General features: G+C 65.8%; 16 protein-coding genes, 1 other RNA gene and 1 pseudogene. 5 read left to right on the forward strand and 13 right to left on the reverse strand.

Annotated elements, in window-relative coordinates; genetic code table 11:
- Positions 1-171: 171 nt before the first annotated feature.
- The 10 genes from murC to rsmH form a co-directional block, all read right to left on the reverse strand.
- A complete protein-coding gene (murC, locus tag FNJ47_RS06760; protein ID WP_163151895.1) occupies positions 172-1575 on the reverse strand; it encodes a UDP-N-acetylmuramate--L-alanine ligase in 1404 nt (467 codons plus the stop codon).
- 120 nt (positions 1576-1695) lie between these two features.
- Positions 1696-2796, reverse strand: coding sequence for an undecaprenyldiphospho-muramoylpentapeptide beta-N-acetylglucosaminyltransferase (gene murG / locus FNJ47_RS06765; RefSeq protein ID WP_163151897.1), 1101 nt, complete (start codon positions 2794-2796; stop codon positions 1696-1698).
- A gap of 111 nt (positions 2797-2907) precedes the next feature.
- The gene (ftsW, locus tag FNJ47_RS06770) at positions 2908-4059 is read right to left on the reverse strand and encodes a putative lipid II flippase FtsW (protein ID WP_050420994.1); all 1152 of its coding nucleotides are present in this window, start codon (positions 4057-4059) and stop codon (positions 2908-2910) included.
- A gap of 229 nt (positions 4060-4288) precedes the next feature.
- Complete coding sequence (gene murD / locus FNJ47_RS06775; protein ID WP_163151898.1) at positions 4289-5689, reverse strand: UDP-N-acetylmuramoyl-L-alanine--D-glutamate ligase; 1401 nt, start codon at positions 5687-5689, stop codon at positions 4289-4291.
- Between the two features lie 8 nt (positions 5690-5697).
- Positions 5698-6804 (reverse strand): phospho-N-acetylmuramoyl-pentapeptide-transferase, encoded by a 1107-nt coding sequence (mraY, locus tag FNJ47_RS06780; protein ID WP_163151900.1) that lies wholly within the window; start codon positions 6802-6804, stop codon positions 5698-5700.
- Between the two features lie 10 nt (positions 6805-6814).
- Positions 6815-8248, reverse strand: coding sequence for a UDP-N-acetylmuramoylalanyl-D-glutamyl-2,6-diaminopimelate--D-alanyl-D-alanine ligase (locus FNJ47_RS06785; RefSeq protein WP_163151902.1), 1434 nt, complete (start codon positions 8246-8248; stop codon positions 6815-6817).
- Complete coding sequence (locus tag FNJ47_RS06790; protein ID WP_163151904.1) at positions 8245-9714, reverse strand: UDP-N-acetylmuramoyl-L-alanyl-D-glutamate--2,6-diaminopimelate ligase; 1470 nt, start codon at positions 9712-9714, stop codon at positions 8245-8247. Before FNJ47_RS06790 ends, FNJ47_RS06785 begins: the two co-directional genes overlap by 4 nt.
- Positions 9715-9763: 49 nt before the next feature.
- The gene (locus tag FNJ47_RS06795; RefSeq protein ID WP_163151927.1) at positions 9764-11509 is read right to left on the reverse strand and encodes a peptidoglycan D,D-transpeptidase FtsI family protein; all 1746 of its coding nucleotides are present in this window, start codon (positions 11507-11509) and stop codon (positions 9764-9766) included.
- Positions 11510-11520: 11 nt separating this feature from the next.
- Positions 11521-11958: a cell division protein FtsL gene (ftsL, locus tag FNJ47_RS06800; RefSeq protein WP_163151906.1), complete on the reverse strand. Its 438-nt coding sequence runs from the start codon at positions 11956-11958 to the stop codon at positions 11521-11523.
- A gap of 2 nt (positions 11959-11960) precedes the next feature.
- Positions 11961-12956, reverse strand: a complete 996-nt coding sequence (rsmH, locus tag FNJ47_RS06805; RefSeq protein WP_163151908.1) for a 16S rRNA (cytosine(1402)-N(4))-methyltransferase RsmH — start codon at positions 12954-12956, stop codon at positions 11961-11963.
- Between the two features lie 492 nt (positions 12957-13448).
- On the opposite strand from rsmH, the gene FNJ47_RS06810 reads away from it, so the two are divergent.
- Both FNJ47_RS06810 and FNJ47_RS06815 read left to right on the forward strand, forming a co-directional pair.
- On the forward strand, positions 13449-14321 hold the full coding sequence (locus FNJ47_RS06810; protein ID WP_165445572.1) for an N-acetylmuramoyl-L-alanine amidase: 873 nt from the start codon (positions 13449-13451) through the stop codon (positions 14319-14321).
- 93 nt (positions 14322-14414) lie between these two features.
- Positions 14415-14633, forward strand: coding sequence for a hypothetical protein (locus tag FNJ47_RS06815; protein ID WP_163151911.1), 219 nt, complete (start codon positions 14415-14417; stop codon positions 14631-14633).
- 74 nt (positions 14634-14707) lie between these two features.
- Here FNJ47_RS06815 and FNJ47_RS06820 read toward each other — a convergent pair whose 3' ends face one another.
- A complete protein-coding gene (locus FNJ47_RS06820) occupies positions 14708-15940 on the reverse strand; it encodes an RNA polymerase sigma factor (RefSeq protein ID WP_163151913.1) in 1233 nt (410 codons plus the stop codon).
- A 69-nt stretch (positions 15941-16009) separates the two neighbouring features.
- Positions 16010-16369 carry a YciI family protein gene (locus FNJ47_RS06825; RefSeq protein WP_163151915.1) on the reverse strand — a complete coding sequence of 120 codons (360 nt, stop codon included), beginning with the start codon at positions 16367-16369 and terminating at the stop codon, positions 16010-16012.
- A 147-nt stretch (positions 16370-16516) separates the two neighbouring features.
- Here FNJ47_RS06825 and rnpB point away from each other — a divergent pair.
- The 3 genes from rnpB to FNJ47_RS06840 all read left to right on the forward strand — a co-directional run bounded on the left by rnpB (position 16517) and on the right by FNJ47_RS06840 (position 17632).
- An RNA gene (rnpB, locus tag FNJ47_RS06830) (RNase P RNA component class A) lies at positions 16517-16931 on the forward strand.
- A 103-nt stretch (positions 16932-17034) separates the two neighbouring features.
- The gene (locus FNJ47_RS06835; protein ID WP_163151917.1) at positions 17035-17214 is read left to right on the forward strand and encodes a hypothetical protein; all 180 of its coding nucleotides are present in this window, start codon (positions 17035-17037) and stop codon (positions 17212-17214) included.
- A 169-nt stretch (positions 17215-17383) separates the two neighbouring features.
- A complete protein-coding gene (locus tag FNJ47_RS06840; protein ID WP_430649358.1) occupies positions 17384-17632 on the forward strand; it encodes a hypothetical protein in 249 nt (82 codons plus the stop codon).
- Between the two features lie 136 nt (positions 17633-17768).
- Here the strand turns inward: FNJ47_RS06840 and FNJ47_RS06845 are convergent.
- Positions 17769-17879 (reverse strand): annotated as a pseudogene (locus FNJ47_RS06845) (IS5/IS1182 family transposase); the annotation flags it as partial.

Raw genomic sequence — 17879 nt, forward strand, 5'->3', positions numbered from 1 at the left:
GGGGAGGGAGTCTGACGATCCTGCTCACCTCACTTGGCGCCACAACCGCATTCTGATTCGTTGCACGAGTCAGGGAGGCACCGGCGGAAGGGTTCCCTCCCCCCTTGCGGGGGAGGGTTAGGGAGAGGGGTGAGCCGCAAAGGCGGTGCTGATCGTAACCGAACAACATCATCACCCCAGCGCCTTCAATTCGCCGGGCAGCGCGTAGGCCCATTGCGTGATGTTGCCGGCGCCGAGACAGACCACGAGGTCGCCGGACTTGGCGAGACCGTGAACGATCTTCGCGAGCTCGCCCGCGTTCGGCAGCGGGACAACGTTGCGATGGCCGTGGGCGCGCAGGCCGGCGGCGAAATGATCGCGGTCGACACCGGCGATCGGCGCCTCGCCGGCCGGATAGACCTCGGCGACCACGACCGCGTCGGCATCGTTGAAGCAGGTGCAGAATTCCTCGAACAGCGATTGCAGGCGGGTGTAGCGATGCGGCTGCACCACGGCGACGATCTTGCCGTTGGTGGATTCGCGCGCCGCCTTCAGGACGGCTGCGATCTCGACCGGATGATGTCCATAGTCGTCGATCACGGTAACGCCGTTGGTCTCACCGGTCTTGGTGAAGCGCCGCTTGACGCCGCCGAAACCGGCCATTGCCTGGCGGATGACGTCGTCGGAAACGCCGAGCTCGTGCGCGACCGCGATCGCCGCCGTCGCGTTGGATGCGTTGTGGCGCCCCGGCATCGGCAGCATGATATCGGCGATCTCATGGACCGCGCCGGATTTGCGATCGCGGATTGCGACCTTGAATTTCGAGCCGCCGCCCATCGGCGTGAGATCCAACAGCTGTGCATCGGCCTGCGGGTTCTGGCCATAGGTGATGATGCGGCGATCCTCGATCTTGCCGACCAGGGTCTGCACCACCGGGTGGTCGGTGCACATCACGGCGAAACCGTAGAACGGAACGTTCTCGACGAAATTGCGGAACGCGTCCTGGATCGCCTCGAAGGTCTTGAAGTGATCGAGATGTTCGGGATCGATATTGGTGACGATGACGACATCGGACGGCAGCTTCAGGAAGGTGCCGTCGCTCTCGTCGGCCTCGACCACCATCCAGTCGCCGGCGCCTAACCGCGCGTTGGAGCCATAGGCATTGATGATGCCGCCGTTGATGACGGTCGGGTCGAGCCCGCCGGCATCGAGCAAGGTCGCGACCATCGTGGTGGTGGTGGTCTTGCCGTGGGTGCCGGCGATCGCGACGCAACTCTTCAGCCGCATCAATTCCGCCAGCATCTCGGCACGCCGCACCACGGGAATGCGCCGTTCGCGCGCCGCCATCAGTTCGGGATTGTCGCGCTTGATCGCGGTCGAGACCACGATGACGTCGGCGCCGTCGACGTTCTCGGCGGCGTGGCCGACTGAGACCTTGGCGCCCTTCTTGCGCAGCCGATCGAGATTGTAATTATCCGACGCGTCGGAGCCCTGCACGGTGTAGCCGAGATTGATCAGCACCTCGGCGATGCCGCTCATGCCGATGCCGCCGATCCCGACGAAGTGAATGGGTCCGATCTCGCGCGGCAGTCTCATCTTGCTAGCACCTTCATCGTGTCCTGGCTCACCCGGCAGTCCTCCGACTTATGGAAGACTGACATGGCCGTAACAAGCCCGTCAGTGGCATTCCATAGACGAAAAATCCACGAAAGCGGCCTAAATACCCGCCACTTTCGCCACCAGATCGGCGAGCCGCTCGGCGGCATCGAGCCGGCCGACACTGCGCGCGGCCGCCGCCATCGCGGTCAACCTCGAGGGCTCTGCGGCAAACGCCGTGATCTCGGCCGCCAGCCGCTCGGGCGTAAAGTCGCTCTGTGCGATACGCAGCGCACCGTTCGCCTGCGACAGCACGCCGGCATTGGCGAACTGGTCCTGATCGATCGCGCCCGGCAGCGGCACCAGGATCGAGGGCCGCCCGATCGCGGCGAGCTCGGCGACCGTGCCGGCGCCGGAACGCGAGATCGCGAGCTGGCTCGACGCAAGGCGCGCCGGCAGATCCGGGAAGAACGGCGCCAGCTCGGCGTTGATCTTGAGCCGATCATAGACCTCGCGCACCCTGGTCATGTCCTCGTCGCGCACCTGCTGGGTAATGATCAGGCGGCTCCACAGCGCAGGCGCGAGCTTCTCGATCGCAGGCGGCACGATGTCGCTCATCACCCGCGCGCCCTGGCTGCCGCCGACGACGAGCAGGCGCAGCGGCCCGTCCACCTCGACCGGCGTGTACTTCACGGCCGCCGCCGCAAGGATCGCCGGCCGCATCGGCGTGCCGACTGTGGTCGCCTTGCCGGCGAGCGCCGGATCGCGATCGAGCACGCCGGGCAGCGAGGTCGCGATCGCGTTGACGCGGCTGGAGAGGAACCGGTTGGCGCGGCCGAGCACCGCGTTGGCATCGTGAATGATGCCGGGAACGCCGAGCATCCGCGCCGCCACCAGCGGCGGCAAGGTCGGGTAGCCGCCGAAGCCGACGACGGCCGCGGGCCTCAGCCGGCGCACCAGGTTGGCGGCAACCAATGTGCCGTAGCCGAGCATCAGCACGGTCTGCGCCAGCGAGATCGGATTGCGGCTGCGCACGGTGGCGCTCGGCACCAGGTCGATGCTCTCCCGGCCGAACAGGCCGGAGTAGCGCAGCGCGCGGCCGTCAGTCGCGAGCCGGACGCGCAGGCCACGCCTGAACAGTTCCACGGCTAGTGCTTCGGCCGGGAACAGATGGCCGCCGGTGCCACCGGCCGCCAGCAGAATCAAGGGCGCGTTGTCCATGACCGCCTTTTATATCGTCATTGCGAGCGAAGCGAAGCAATCCATAGCCCGGCAAAACGGACGGATGGATTGCTTCGTCGCTTCGCTCCTCGCAATGACAACAAGAGCCACCTACGCGTAGGCGCGCTGAGCACTGGCGCCTTCCATCGATTCGATCTCGGTGCGCGGCCGCTGCCGCGTCAGCGCCAGCATCATGCCGACGCCATAGGCGAGCGAGACGAAGGACGAGCCGCCATAGGAGATGAACGGCAGCGTCATGCCCTTGGCCGGGATCAGTTGCAGATTGACCGCCATGTTGATGGTCGCCTGCACGCCGAACAGGATCGCGAGCCCCGACGCCGCAAAGCGCGAGAACATGTCCTCGGTGGCATAGGCGCGGGTCAGCGTGCGGATCACGATGAAGCCGAACAGCGCGACCAGCATCAGGCAGAGGATGATACCGAACTCTTCCGCCGCGACCGCGAACACGAAGTCGGTGTGGCTGTCCGGCAGGCTGCGCTTGGCGATACCCTCGCCCGGCCCGAGTCCGAACCAGCCGCCGTTCCAGAACGCCTCCATCGCGGTGTCGACCTGGAAGGTGTCGCCGGAGGCGGGATTCATGAAGCGCTTGATGCGGCCCGCGACGTGCGGCACCAGCAAATAGGCGCCGAACAGGCCCGCGCCGGCGGCGCCGGCGAGCCCGAACACCCAGATCATCCGCATGCCCGCGATGAAGAACAGCGCTCCCCACACGGTGAGGATCAGCATGGTCTGACCGAAGTCCGGCTCCATCACCAGGAGCGTGACCAGCATCATCAAGAGCACCAGCGCCATCGAGGTCGCCGGCATCTCCGGCCGCTTGGTCGATTCCGCGAACAGCCAGGCCGCGACGATCACGAAGGCCGGCTTGGCGGCCTCCGAAGCCTGGATGTTGACGCCGAGCAGCGTGATCCAGCGCCGCGAGCCCTTGACCTCGGGCCCGATCAAAAGCGTGAGCACGATCAGCGCGATCGAGACTGCGAACACGATCAGCGCGGTGCGCCGGATCTGCCGCGGCGTCATGAACGACACCCCGATCAGCACGATCAGCGACGGCACCAGGAACATGACGTGGCGGTTGAAGAAGTGGAACGGATCGAGCCCGATCCGGGTCGCCACCGGCGGGCTCGCCGCCAGCGACAGGATGACACCGGCCAGCATCAACGCGGCGATCGCCACAAGCAGCAACTTGTCGACGGTCCACCACCAGTCCGAGAACGGGGTGCGTTGGTCACGGGCGAGCATGGGTGTCCCCAGATGGCAGAGATAACGTCCATTCGTGGCGCAGGATGGTTTCCAAGGGGTTAACGGGATGCATCACTTTTGAGGGAGAGGTTTGGAAGCCTCGGCAAGCGCCATCGCCGTCATTCCGGGGCTCGCGAAGCGAGAGCCCGGAATCCATCAGGCCGCATCATCGTGGATCAATGGATTCCGGGCTCGCGCCAAGAGGTGCGCCCCGGAATGACGGAGCAAATCACACCACCGGCTTCACGCCCGGCAGTGCCTGGACGATGTCGCGGAAAGCCGCGCCGCGGATTTCGAAATTGCGGTACTGGTCGAACGACGCACAGGCCGGCGACAGCAGCACGACAGCTTCCGCAAGTCCCGAAATTTCTGCATCGCGCGCGGCGCTGGCGATCGCGACGTCGAGCGTGCCGGACATGTCGTGCGGCACGCGATCGCCCAGCGTGCCGGAGAACTCCGCCGCCGCTTCACCGATCAGATAGGCCTTGCGGATGCGCGGGAAATATTCTGACAGACCGGTGATGCCGCCGGCCTTCGGCTTGCCGCCGGCGATCCAGTAGATGTCGGCGAACGACGACAGCGCATGCGCCGCCGCATCCGCATTTGTGCCCTTGGAGTCGTTGACGAACAGCACGTTGCCGCGGCGGCCGACCTGCTCCATGCGGTGCGCGAGGCCCGGAAAGCTGCGCAGCCCGTTCTGCAACACATCCGTGGCGATCCCCATCGCCAGCGCGCAGGCAGAGGCGCAGGCCGCGTTCTGCGCATTGTGCAGGCCGCGCAGCGAGCCGATGCCCCCCAGGCGCGCGATCTCGCTGCGTGCCGCGCCCGAAGCGCGCACGATGGTCTCGTGCTCGACATAGAGACCGTCGGGCAGCGGGTTCTTCACGGAGATGCGCACCACACGCTTGCCGACGCGATCGAGCCGGTCGGCGATGTTGCGGCACCAGCCGTCATCGACGCCGACGATCGCGGTACCGCCCTGCTGCACGCCGGCAACCAGCCGCTCCTTCACCGCCGCATAGTGCTCGAGCGTACCGTGGCGATCGATGTGGTCTTCGCTGATGTTGATCAGGATGCCGACCGAAGGATCGAGCGACGGCGCGAGGTCGATCTGGTAGGACGACATCTCGATCGCATGGACGCGCCCCATCCGCGGCGGCTCCAGCGACAGGATCGCGGTGCCGATATTGCCGCCCATCTGGGTGTCGTAGCCGGCAACCTTCATCAGGTGCGCGATCAGCGCTGTCGTGGTCGACTTGCCGTTGGTTCCGGTGATGGCGACGAACGGCGCATTCGGCGCGTGACGGCGCCGCTCGCGGCAGAACAGTTCGACGTCGCCGATCACCTCGCAGCCCACCTCGCGCGCCTTCAGCACGCTCCAATGCGGCGCCGGATGCGTCAGCGGCGCGCCGGGGGTCAGGATCAGCGCAGCGAAATTCGCCCACGACACGGTGCGAAGATCAGCGGTGGTGAAGCCGGCCTGTGCCGCCCGGGCGACATTGTCGGCATTGTCGTCGGCCGCGATCACCTCCGCGCCACCGGCCTTCAACGCCTGGCAGCTCGCGAGCCCGGAGCCGCCGAGCCCGAACACCGCGACCGTCTTGCCCGAGAAGGAGGTGACCGGGATCATGATGGCGCTCAGCGCAGCTTGAGGGTGGAGAGGCCGGCGAGCGCCAGCATCACCGAGATGATCCAGAACCGGATCACGATCTGCGGCTCGGTCCAGCCCTTCTGCTCGAAATGATGGTGCAGCGGCGCCATCCGGAACACGCGTTTTCCCGTGAGCTTGAACGAGGTGACCTGGACGATGACCGAGACGGCTTCGAGCACGAACAGTCCGCCGATCACCGCCAGCACGATCTCGTGCTTCACCGCAACTGCGGTGGCGCCCAGCATGCCGCCGAGCGCGAGCGAGCCGGTATCGCCCATGAAGATCGAGGCCGGCGGCGCGTTGAACCAGAGGAAGCCCAGGCCCGCGCCCAACACCGCGCCGCACAGCACCGCCAGTTCGCCGGTGCCGGCGACGTAATTGATCTGCAGGTATTCGGCGAACACCGCGTTGCCGGTGAGGTACGAGATCAAGCCGAAGCTCGCGGCGGCGATCATGACCGGCACGATGGCAAGGCCGTCGAGGCCGTCGGTAAGGTTCACCGCGTTGCCGGCGCCGACCATGACGAAGGCGCCGAAGATCACGAAGAACCAGCCGAAATTGATCACGAGGTCCTTGAAGAACGGAATCACAAGCGAGGTCGAGGAGACGTCGCGGCCGAGCCGGACCAACGCGTAGGTGGCGGCAAGCCCGATCGCGGCCTCGATCAACAGCCGCAGCTTGCCGGCGAAGCCACTGTGTGACTGCTTTGTGACCTTCAAATAATCGTCATAGAAGCCGACGAAGCCGAAGCCGAGCGTCACCGCCAGCACGATCCAGACATAGGGATTGAGCGGATTGGCCCAGAGCAGCGTCGACACCACGAGCCCGGACAGGATCATCAGCCCGCCCATGGTGGGCGTGCCCTTCTTGGAGATCAGATGCGACTGCGGCCCGTCGGTGCGGATCGGCTGCCCCTTGCCCTGCCGCAACCGCAAATGATCGATGATCCAGGGCCCGAACAGGAACACGAACAGCGCGCCGGTCACCATCGCTCCGCCGGTGCGGAACGTGATGTAGCGGAACACGTTCAGCGCGCTGCGGAATGCCCCAAACCCCGGAACGGTGTTGGACAGTTCGATCAACCAGTAGAACATTCAAAAAGTCCTATACCGCCTCTTCGTGCGCGGCCTTGTCGGGGAAGCGTTTTTCCAGCGCGCTGACAATGACCTTCATCTTCGATCCCAGCGAGCCCTTCACCATGATCACGTCACCGGCACGGACCGCGGCGACCGCCTGCGCTTCGAGCGCCGCCGAACTCTCGGCATAGCCTCCCCGCTTGCCGGTGGAAAGGGCATCCCACAAATTCCGCATCAGCGGACCACAACAATATACGAGGTCGACGCGGTTGGCCGCGACGGCCTCGGCGAGGCCGCGGTGCAGGTCGGGCCCGGTCGGCCCGAGTTCGAGCATGTCGCCGAGCACGGCAATGCGCCGGCCATGCGGTCCGACCTTAGCCTGGCCGAGCACGTTGAGGGCTGCGCCCATCGAGGCCGGGTTGGCGTTGTAGCTCTCGTCGATCAGCGTCGCCTCGCCATGGCCGACCTCGACGGTACGGCGGAGACCGCGACCGGTCGGCGCCTCGAGCTGCGACAGCGACAGCGCCGCGCGCGCGATGTCGGCGCCGAGCAGCGAGGCGCCCGCGAGCACCGCGAGCGAGTTCATCGCCATGTGGCGGCCGGACATGCCGATCTTGTAGGTGATGTCGTGGTCCAGGATATCCGCATGCACCGCCGAGCAGGTCGCGTGCAGCGAGAGGTCGAGCAGCCGTGCCTCGGCGCGCTTGTCGGCGCCGAACGAGACGATGCGCGAGATGCCGGCCTTCCTGGCCTGCTTCTGCAACCGCGCGAACTGTCCATTGTCGCGGTTGAGCACGACCGCACCGCCAGGTTCGACGCCTGAAAAAATCTCCGCCTTGGCGTCGGCAATCGCCTCGATGCCGGCGAAGAATTCAAGATGCACCGGCTCGATCGTGGTGATGACGGCGACATGCGGCCGCACCATCTTCACCAGCGGCGTGATCTCGCCGGCATGGTTCATGCCGATCTCGAACACCGCAAAGCGCGTGCTCGCCGGACAGCGCGCCAGCGACAGCGGCACGCCCCAATGATTGTTGAACGACGCCACCGACGCATGGGTCTCGCCCTGCGCCGACAGCACACGCCGCAGCGCCTCCTTGGTCGAGGTCTTGCCGACCGAACCGGTCACCGCAATGATCTGCGCGCTGAGCCGCGCACGCGAGGCGTGCGCAAGCTCGACGAGGCCGGCGAGCACATCGTCGACCACCAGCAGCGGCGCGTCGGCGGGAAATTTTGCGCGCTGCGCGGCCTCGACCACCGCAAGCCCGGCGCCGGCCTTCAGCGCCGTCTCGACGAAGGCGTGGCCGTCATGGACGTCGCCCTTGATCGCGAAATACGCCTCGCCCGGCGCGATGGTACGGCTGTCAATCGAGAGCCCGGTGACACCGTCCGGCAGCGTGCCTTGCGTCGCGGCGCGCATCGCCGTCGCCATCGCATCAGACGTCCATAACAGCGTGCTCATGCGCCCTCCGCAGCCAAAGCGGCAGCAACCGCCTCATGATCGCTGAACGGCAGCGTCGTGCTGCCGACGATCTGCCCGACCTCGTGGCCCTTGCCGGCCACGACCAGCGCATCGCCCGGCTCGAGAGCCGCAATGCCGGCACGGATCGCGGCGGCGCGGTCGCCGATCTCGCGCGCGCCCCTTGCGGTTGCCATGATCGCGGCGCGGATAGCCTCGGGCTTCTCGCTGCGCGGATTGTCGTCGGTGACGATAATGTGATCGGCATTCTCGGCCGCGATCGCGCCCATGATCGGACGTTTGCCGGCGTCGCGGTCGCCGCCGGCGCCGAAGATCACGACCAGCTTGCGCCTGGCATAAGGCCGCAGCGCCTGCAGCGCCTTGGCGAGCGCATCGGGCTTGTGCGCATAATCGACGAAGATCGGCGCGCCATTGTGCTCGCCGACGAATTCCAGCCGACCCTTTGCGCCTTCGAGATGCGCGAGGCAGCCGAACACGTCGTCCGCCGCGCTGCCGGTGCCGATCGCAAGGCCGGCTGCGACCAGCGCGTTCTCGATCTGGAATTCGCCGACCAGCGGCAGCCGGATTGCGTGCCTGCGGCCGCGATGTTCGATCGCGAGCTTCTGGGCAAAGCCTTCGATCGCGGCGTCCGTGAGCTTGATGCCATCGGCGGCATCGGCGTTGCGGCCGACCGCGATGATGCACAAGCCGCGCGCGCGCGCTGCGCCGATTACCTCGGGCGAGCAATCATGATCGGCAGAGATCACGGCGGTGCCGCCGTCGACGACGAGATCGCGGAACAGCCGGAGTTTTGCGTTCAGGTAGTGCGCGACATCGGGATGATAGTCCATGTGATCGCGCGACAGATTGGTGAAGCCGCCGGCGGCGATGCGCACGCCGTCAAGCCGATACTGGTCGAGGCCGTGCGATGAGGCTTCGAAGGCGAGATGCGTGACGCCGTCGCCCGTGATCTCGTCGAGCTGGCGATGCAGCGCGATCGGGTCGGGCGTGGTCAGCGAGCCGTAGACGGTGCGCTTGTCCGAGACGAGGCCGATGGTGCCGATGCTCGCGGAGGAATGACCGAGCCGCTGCCAGATCTGGCGCGTGAACGCCGCGACCGAGGTCTTGCCGCTGGTGCCGGTCACCGCCGCGATCGTCGCGGGCTGGCGCGGGTAGAATTTGGCGGCGGCGAGCGCCAGTGCGCGGCGCGGATTTGGCGTCGTCACAAACGGCACGCGGAGGGCCGCCTGCGGCGGATGGTCGCCGGCAACAGCGACCGCGCCCGCAGCAATCGCCGCATCGACGAAACGCGCGCCGTCGGTCTTGCTGCCCGCCAATGCGAAGAACAGGTCGCCCGGCTTCACCGCACGGCTGTCGACCACAAGCCCGCCGACGACAACGGCGTCAGCACTTGGATCGTCCCTTGGATCGATCGTGGCATCGGCGCTGAAGAGGTCGCGAAGTCTCATGATCTTCCAGTCTGGCCGGCGCCGTTCTGGCGCCGCGTGAATATACGCCTTACTGGGTTGCTCTAGATGCCGCAAGAATAAGGCGGTCGGACGGCGGCAGGTCGAATCGCGGTTCAACGCCCAAAAGCGGCGCAATTCGGGCGATCACGTTGCCGCCGGTCGGCACCGCATTCCAGCCCGAGGTGATGAAACCGTGTGTTTCCGGCGTCGTCTGCGGCTCGTCCAGCATAATCAGAATCTGGTACTTCGGATCGTCGGCCGGCATGATCGCGGTGAAGGAGTTGAGCACCCGCTTCTTGGCATAGCGGCCGTTGATCACCTTCTCCGACGTGCCGGTCTTGCCGCCGACATAGTAGCCCTTGACGTCGGCGGTCTTGGCGGTGCCGATCTCGGCGTTGAGCCGCATCAGATAGCGCATCTTGTCCGAGGTCTCGGGCTTGATGACCCGCTTCGCCAGCGCCATCGCTTCTTGCTCGGTGCGCTTCATAAAGGTCGGCGGAATCAAATAGCCGCCGTTGACCAGCGCGTTGATGCCCATCACCGCCTGCAGCGGCGCCACCGACAGGCCCTGGCCAAATGCGATGGTCACCGTGTTCAGTTCGCCCCAGCGGCGCGGCACCAACGGGGCCGCGCTCTCCGGCAACTCGGTGCGCAGCCGGGTCAACTGGCCCATCTTGGCCAGGAAGGCCTTGTGCGCCTCGACGCCCTGGCCGAGCGCGATCCGCGCGGCGCCGATATTGGACGAGTAGGTGAACACTTCCTTGGTGTTGATGAAACGTCCGAGCGAATGGCTGTCATGAATGGTGAACTTGCCGTAGTGCAGGTTTCCCCGCGCATCCCACGACGAGTTCAGGTTGATCTTGCCGCTATCCAGCGCCATCGCCAGCGTGAACGCCTTGAAGGTCGAGCCCATCTCGTAGACGCCCGTGGTCAGGCGGTTGATGCGATCAGGATCGTGCGCTTCCTTCGGATTGTTCGGATCGAAATCCGGCAGCGACACCATCGCCACGATCTCGCCGGTGCGCACGTTGGAGACGAGGCCGGAGGCGGCCTTGGCCTTGAACTTCTCCTTCGCCTTGATCAGTTCGTCGCGCAGCGCATGCTCGACGCGCAGGTCGATCGACAATTCGACCGGCTTCTGCAGCCGGTCGGTGGCGAAGCCCGCGCGATGCAGATCGGCCAGACCGTTATTGTCCAGCCACTTCTCCATGCCGGCGATGCCCTGGTTGTCGATGTTGACGAGGCCGATCAGGTGGGCGACCTCGTTGCCGGTCGGATAGACGCGCTTGTTCTCGCGCAGGAAGCCGACGCCGGGAAGGCCGAGGCGATGGATGTCGAGCTGCTGCTTCGGCGTGATCTCGCGCTTGAGCCAAACAAAACCCTTGCGCGACGACAGACGGTCGCGCACTTCGCCGGTGTCGAGATCGGGCAAGGCCGCGGTCAGCAGCTCGATCGCCTCGTCCTTGTCGATCAGGCGGCGCGGCTCGGCGAACAGGCTCGGCGCCTTGACGTCGGTGGCGAGGATTTCGCCGTTGCGGTCGGTGATGTCGGGCCTGGCGGTTGCGATCGCGTCCTGTGAGGCGGTGCGCCGCGCGCCATGGCTGTCGGCGCCGACGGCGAACAGCACCAGACGTCCGGCCAGCACACAATAGACCGCGGCGAAAGCGAGAATGGCAAGGCCAACGCGTGCGCGCGCCTTGGCGGCACGGTCCACATTGTTGCCGTACAGCAGCGTGCGGATCAGCCGCGCGCGCCAGGGTTCAGCCGGCTTGTTGGCGGGTGCCGGATCGGTCATGGCTGGTCCCGTCATTGCTGGTCTCCCCCGCCCTGCTCGGAATCCTCGGTTGGCGCGGGCTGGTCGGTCGCCGGCTTGTCGATCGATCCGGTCGTGCTGTCGGGCGCGGCGGCGGCCTCGATGGTGCCGATCATCGCGCCGATCGGATCGCGCGAACCGGGCCGCGTGAAGCTCGGCGGCCGTTCCGGCAGGTTCTTCAGGGAATCGTACTGGTTGGCGTTGACCGGCTTCAACGGCAGATGGCGTTCGGCAAGCCCTTGCAGCCGGAGCGGCGCATCGAGCTTGGCCCATTCGGCACGCAAGGTCGCGATCGCGTTGCGCTGCTCGCGGATCTCGGCATTGAGCTGCAGCACGCGTTCGACGCGCGCGGTCGATTCCATCTTGATCCGGTAGACGTAGGATGCCGCGAAGATCAGCATGCCGATGACGAGGAGGTGGAGAAGGCGCATCGTCAGCCTCCCCGCCTCAGGTCGGACAGCCGCGGCCAGGACGGCAGGTCGTCGTCCGCATGCCCCGGCGCCGTGGTGCGTTCGGCCGCGCGCAGTTTTGCGGAACGCGCGCGCGGGTTCGCCGCGATCTCCGCATCGGAGGGCACAACCGGGCGCTTGGTCAGGATCTGGAAGCTCGGCGCTGGCTGCGCGACCTCGGGCAGATGCCGCGAGCCGCCCGCGACCTTGCCGCGCTCAGTGAGGAAGTTCTTGACGATGCGGTCTTCCAGCGAATGGAACGAGACCACCGCGAGCCGCCCGCCCGGTTTCAGCACGCGCTCGGCCGCAGCGAGCGCCAGGTGCAGCTCGTCGAGCTCTTCATTGACGAAGATGCGCAGCGCCTGAAAGGTCCGCGTCGCCGGATGGATTTCGTTCGGCTTGGCGCGCACGACCTTCGCGACAATCTCGGCCAGCGCCTCGGTCGTCGTGATCGGCGCGTCCTTGCGCGCAGCGACGATGGCGCGGGCAACGCCGCGCGAATGGCGCTCCTCGCCGAAGATATAGATGATGTCGGCGAGCTGTTTCTCGGAAGCGGTTGCGACCACATCGGCCGCGGAGGGGCCGCTCTGGGCCATCCGCATGTCGAGCGGGCCTCCCAGGCGGAAGGAGAAGCCACGCTCGGCCTGATCGAGCTGCATCGAGGAGACGCCGACATCCATCACGACGCCGTCGACCTTCTCCACCCCCTGCGATGCACAGACCTCGGCAAGATCGGAGAAGCGGTTTTCGACCAGCGTCAGGCGGCCGCCCGCGCCGTCGACCAGATCGAAGCCGCCTGTGATCGCAGTGCGGTCGCGGTCGATACCGATGACACGCGTGTCAGCGACGTCGAGGATCATGCGGCTGTAACCGCCGGCGCCGAAGGTCGCATCGACATAGATGCCGCCGGCGCGCGGATCGAGATAGGCGACCGCCTCGCGGCCCAGCACGGAAATGTGACGCGGCGCACGCTCGCTCATGCGCCGCCCCCGGGAAGGGCCGCGTAACTGGCATGCAAGCTGGCTGCGCGCCGACTCATTGCGCCTCGAATCCTCGCGCCTTGTCTGAGCGCCTCGGTGAAAAAGCCGCTGCGTGAACCCAGCGCCAACTCCCGTCCTCGGTCGCAAAACCTGATATCCGACCGGAATTGGGAGGGTTTCCATGGGATTTCGCGCAACAGCGGACCTTGGCCGTCCCCCGAAACCGGTTCGGCACTTCACCTCTCAGTAACGGCACTTAACGTTAAGAAAACGTTGATGAAGGGTTAGCGGAATCGCGCGACTTTAGTCCGCATTCGAGTGATACCCTCGGCATCCTCCCGGCATCCCCTCGGCCCGCGCTCCGGGCATCATTGCGCGTTCGGGAACCGGCAGGGCCGATTGCGCGGCCCGCACGGTAAGGAAATAGTAAACGCCTATTTGTTTATCCATATGTCAAAATGCTTTCTTCTGGTTCGGGTTTGAGTGATTCGTATGGCTTCTGGTTCGTCCTCGTCCGGCAACGCTGATTCGAAGCGTCAGCGCGTCCTTCCTGTTCCGAAGGGCGTGGCCGACGTGAAGACGTTCACGCCGGATTCCTCGATCGCTTCCGACGTGATCCCGTCGGTGAATTTCGGCGATCGTGCCGATGGCCGGCAGCCGGACATGATCCTGCTGCACTACACCGGCATGCCCGACGTCGAGGGTGCGATCGCCCAGCTCTGCACCGCCGGCACCGAGGTCTCGGCGCATTACATCGTGCTCGAGGACGGCCGCATCGTGCAGTGCGTGCCTGAGAGCAAGCGCGCCTGGCACGCCGGCGTGTCCGCCTGGGCCGGCGAAGACGACATCAATTCCTGCTCGATCGGCGTCGAGATCGTCAACCGCGGTCACGATTGGGGCTATCCCGACTTCCCGCTGCGCCAGATCGCGGCTGTGATCGCGCTGTGCCGCGGCATCATGCTTCGCCGCAAGGTGGTCTCGCATCGCGTGCTCGGCCATTCCGACGTCGCACCGGGGCGCAAGAAGGATCCCGGGGAGAAATTCCCGTGGCACTCATTGGCCAATTCCGGCGTCGGGCACTGGGTGCAACCGGCGCCGATCGTGCGCGGCGACGCGCTGCAACTCGGCGCGATCAGCGATGCCGTCTCCAACATGCAGGCCGCGTTCCGCCGCTACGGCTACAACATCCCGACCAACGGCAAATTCGACGGCCCGACCATGGAGGTCGTCACCGCGTTCCAGCGTCACTTCCGCCCCGAGCGCGTCGACGGCATTGCCGACCGTTCCACCATGGCGACGTTGTACGCGCTGCTCGAGAGCCTACCGCCGGATGCGGCGAAGGCTCCCGCGGTCGCATCGAAATAGCGCCACTTTTTTCCCCTGATCGCGTGTACGAAACTGGAACCTTTCACCACCTGCCGTCTTCTTCATTGGGGCGCTCTGAGTGGAGATTCGTCCATGTTCAAAGCACTCATCGCGGGAGCTGTCGCCGTTGGCCTGATCGCCGCTCCGGCAGCCGCTATGACGACCCAAGGCAAATCCACGTCGACCATGCACAAGACCCACAAAGTCCATCACGCGCAGAAGAAGATGGCACCGGGGACCACGACTGGCATGTCGAGCGGAACGACGACCGGGCAAGCGACCGGCGGCGCCAAGGCAAAGACCGGGTACTGATTCAAGCCGGCGCGGCACGCCGCGATCGTTGATCGGAGAGGCGTGCCGTCACAAGCGACGCACGAGATGGCGTGTCACGCCATCTCGGCGATCCTTCGCGCATAGAGCCGCCGCAGCGGCTCGAGCTGCGTCGCGGCGGTTGCGGCGAGATACGCCTGCCGCGCCTCGTCCTTGCGGCCGAGACGGCGCAGCAGATCGGCGCGCACCGCGGGGAGCTGATCGTATCCCTTCAGGCTGCCGCGTGCGTCCAGCGCGTCGATCAGATCGAGCGCGCGCGCCGGGCCGTCGACCATCGACACCGCGGCGGCGTGGTTGAGCTCGATCACCGGCGACGGGCTGATCCGGAGCAGCACCTCATAGAGACCGGCGATCTGCGGCCAGTCGGTGTCATGATAGCTCGGCGCCCGCGCATGCAGCGCGGCGATCGCGGCCTGCACCGCATAGGATTGCGGCCGGCCCGGCATCCGCAGCGCCTCCTCGACCAACCGCACGCCTTCGGTGATCTGATCAAAATCCCACAGCGAGCGGTCCTGCTCCTCGAGCAGCACGATGTCGCCGCCGGCGGTCTGGCGGCCGGCGCGGCGCGCATCGTGCAGCAGCATCAGCGCCAGCAGGCCCTTGATCTCGCCGCGCGCCGGAATCAAACCATCGAGCAGCCGCGCCAGCCGGATCGCCTCGCGCGCAAGATCGGGCCGCATCAGATCCTCGCCGGCGGTCGCGGCATAGCCTTCGGTGAAGACGAGATAGATCACCGCGAGCACGCCCGTCAGCCGCGGCTCCAGCGCCTCGCGCTCCGGCACCTGATAGGGAATGCCGGCGAGCTTGATCTTCTGCTTGGCGCGCAACAGCCGCTGCGCCATGGCATCTTCGCTCACGAGGAATGCGCGCGCGACCTGCGCCGTCGTCAGCCCGCACACCGTGCGCAAGGTCAGCGCGACCTGCACCTCGGCGGCGAAGGACGGATGGCAGCAGGTGAAGATCAGCCGCAACATATCGTCGTCGAGCATTGCATCGGGCTCGGGCGACGCCTCCGCGTCGAGCAATAATTGATGCGTCAATTCCTGCTGCTTGCCGCGAAAGCTGACGGCGCGGCGGACCCGGTCGATCGCCTTGTTGCGGCCGACATTGACCAGCCAGGCGCGCGGATTGGCGGGGAATTCGCCGATCGGCCAGCGTTGCAGCGCCACCGCGAAGGCATCCTGAAGCGAATCCTCGGCGAGATCGAAATCGCCGACGAGGCGGATCAGCGTTGCGAGCGCCCGGCCCGCCTCGTCGCGAAACACCTTTTCGATTTGGCTCGGGGTCATGACCATCGATCGTTGCTCAGCGGCCGCGCCCGGCGACGCGACCGCTGTGTCCATCGGGAGATGACGGCGCTAGCGCGGATTATCGTAGATCATAACCGGCCTGACTTCGATCGAGCCGGTCTTGGCGCCGGGAATCCGTGCCGCGAGGCCGAGCGCGGTGTCGAGATCCTTGGCCTCGACCAGATAGTAGCCGCCGAGCTGTTCGCGGGTTTCCGCGAACGGCCCGTCGGTCGTCATCGTCTTGCCGTCACGGACCCGCACGGTGGTGGCCGTCGACACCGGCTGCAGGCCATCGCCGGCCTTGAAGTGCCCGCTCTGGATGATGGACTGGGTGTAGGCCCCGTACTCCGCCGTAACCGCCTTGCGATCGTCGGCAGTCATGCGGCCATATTCAGCATCGCTCCGGTAGATCAGCAGCAAATATTGCATCTCATCTCTCCTCTTGATCGGCTGGATCGCCGACACCCAGTCGAACGGGCGACAGGCCAAACGACATCTTCAGGATAATTTATTTTGGCCGCTTTGGCGGGCGTTATCCGCTTGACGGGACCGACCTAAACGCCCATGCCATGGGCGTCAGTCGGCCGGACGGCCGCTCCCGCAAGCGCCGAAAGGCCGCGGGGGAGGAAAGTCCGGGCTCCATCGACATGCGGTGCCGGATAACATCCGGCGGGGGCGACCCCAGGGAAAGTGCCACAGAGAACGAACCGCTCCCTCCTCGGAGGAAGTAAGGGTGAAAAGGTGCGGTAAGAGCGCACCGCGTTTCCGGCAACGGAGACGGCATGGCAAACCACACCGGGAGCAAAACCGAATAGGGACGGCAACGCGGTTAGTTCGCGCATGCGCGATAACACCGCAGGGCGATGTCAGGCCCGCTGTCCGGGTAGGTTGCCCGAGGCAAGGTGCAAATCTTGTCCCAGAGGAATGGCCGTCGCGTACCATTCGCAAGAATGGTGCCCTACAGAACCCGGCTTACAGGCCGGCTGATATTTTGGAGTATGAGGGGCTCGGCGTAACACGCCGGGCCCATCGCCATATCCGTCGCCACGATTGCGTCCCGTTTGCTAGAATGCCCACCTCGCGGAGGATCGCAGATGGACCTTCAGAAGATCATGGCGAAGGCACGAGACATCGCCAAGAGCACCGGCACGATCACGACTGAGCAACTGAACGGCTTGTGCCCGAACAGCATGGAATCGAAAGATATCGCGGCGCTCTTTACGGCTTTGCGGGCCGAGGGCATTCGACTCAAGGACGACGAGTCAAGGCCGTAGAGGCCCTGGGCCAAGACGCTCGCCGACCTGGTGCGGCGCAGGCGCGATCGCACGCACTGCGCGGCGTCCGGCTTCAGAAGCAACGACGACGCGCGTCCGACCTTGATGCAAATCAAGGTAACTGGAACCCGCCCCGCTATCCCACCTGATCAGTCCAGGAGGGCTCACCATGTGGATCGATCGTCGTCAGGCACTGGCGGTGCTGTGTGCTGCGGTTTCGCCGCTCGCGATTTCACGCACCGCACGCGCCGATTTCGATGGGCCGGTGGTCCGGGCGCTGGAGGGCGGCGAAGATTTCTGGCTCGCCCAGGACGCCTATATCTACGGATATCCGCTGGTAACGATGGAGATGACCCGCCGGGTCATGACAAATATTGCGACCGTGGGGCCGCCGGTTCGCAAGGTGACAAGCAGCTAGAGGATTTTCGCGTTCACCGGGCATCTGTGGAGAGAGGCAGGCGCGATGCTGGTTCCCGATACTCCGTCCGTCGAGCAGATATCGCAGGTGATCGTTCAGGTCACCGCGCCGTCGTTCCTCCTAGGTGGTGTGGACACTAGCGCATCCATAGAACAATGGCAGCGAGAGTGACGACGGCCCGGTAATTCCGGGCCGTTTTTTCGAAGCGGGTTGCGACACGTCGGAACTGCTTGAGCTTTGAGAAGCA

Origin of the sequence: Bradyrhizobium uaiense (genome assembly GCF_010811875.1) — a bacterium.
GTDB lineage: Bacteria > Pseudomonadota > Alphaproteobacteria > Rhizobiales > Xanthobacteraceae > Bradyrhizobium > Bradyrhizobium uaiense.

Coding starts and splice junctions, on each gene's coding strand:
- murG (WP_163151897.1), bottom strand. CDS start 2,796: ATGGACAACGCGCCCTTGATTCTGCTGGCGGCCGGTGGCACCGGCGGC.
- FNJ47_RS06790 (WP_163151904.1), bottom strand. CDS start 9,714: ATGAGACTTCGCGACCTCTTCAGCGCCGATGCCACGATCGATCCAAGG.
- ftsW (WP_050420994.1), bottom strand. CDS start 4,059: ATGCTCGCCCGTGACCAACGCACCCCGTTCTCGGACTGGTGGTGGACC.
- FNJ47_RS06825 (WP_163151915.1), bottom strand. CDS start 16,369: ATGCAATATTTGCTGCTGATCTACCGGAGCGATGCTGAATATGGCCGC.
- FNJ47_RS06795 (WP_163151927.1), bottom strand. CDS start 11,509: ATGACCGATCCGGCACCCGCCAACAAGCCGGCTGAACCCTGGCGCGCG.
- rsmH (WP_163151908.1), bottom strand. CDS start 12,956: ATGAGCGAGCGTGCGCCGCGTCACATTTCCGTGCTGGGCCGCGAGGCG.
- ftsL (WP_163151906.1), bottom strand. CDS start 11,958: ATGCGCCTTCTCCACCTCCTCGTCATCGGCATGCTGATCTTCGCGGCA.
- FNJ47_RS06815 (WP_163151911.1), top strand. CDS start 14,415: ATGTTCAAAGCACTCATCGCGGGAGCTGTCGCCGTTGGCCTGATCGCC.
- FNJ47_RS06785 (WP_163151902.1), bottom strand. CDS start 8,248: ATGAGCACGCTGTTATGGACGTCTGATGCGATGGCGACGGCGATGCGC.
- murD (WP_163151898.1), bottom strand. CDS start 5,689: ATGATCCCGGTCACCTCCTTCTCGGGCAAGACGGTCGCGGTGTTCGGG.
- FNJ47_RS06810 (WP_165445572.1), top strand. CDS start 13,449: ATGGCTTCTGGTTCGTCCTCGTCCGGCAACGCTGATTCGAAGCGTCAG.
- murC (WP_163151895.1), bottom strand. CDS start 1,575: ATGAGACTGCCGCGCGAGATCGGACCCATTCACTTCGTCGGGATCGGC.
- mraY (WP_163151900.1), bottom strand. CDS start 6,804: ATGTTCTACTGGTTGATCGAACTGTCCAACACCGTTCCGGGGTTTGGG.
- FNJ47_RS06820 (WP_163151913.1), bottom strand. CDS start 15,940: ATGACCCCGAGCCAAATCGAAAAGGTGTTTCGCGACGAGGCGGGCCGG.
- FNJ47_RS06840 (WP_430649358.1), top strand. CDS start 17,384: ATGTGGATCGATCGTCGTCAGGCACTGGCGGTGCTGTGTGCTGCGGTT.
- FNJ47_RS06835 (WP_163151917.1), top strand. CDS start 17,035: ATGGACCTTCAGAAGATCATGGCGAAGGCACGAGACATCGCCAAGAGC.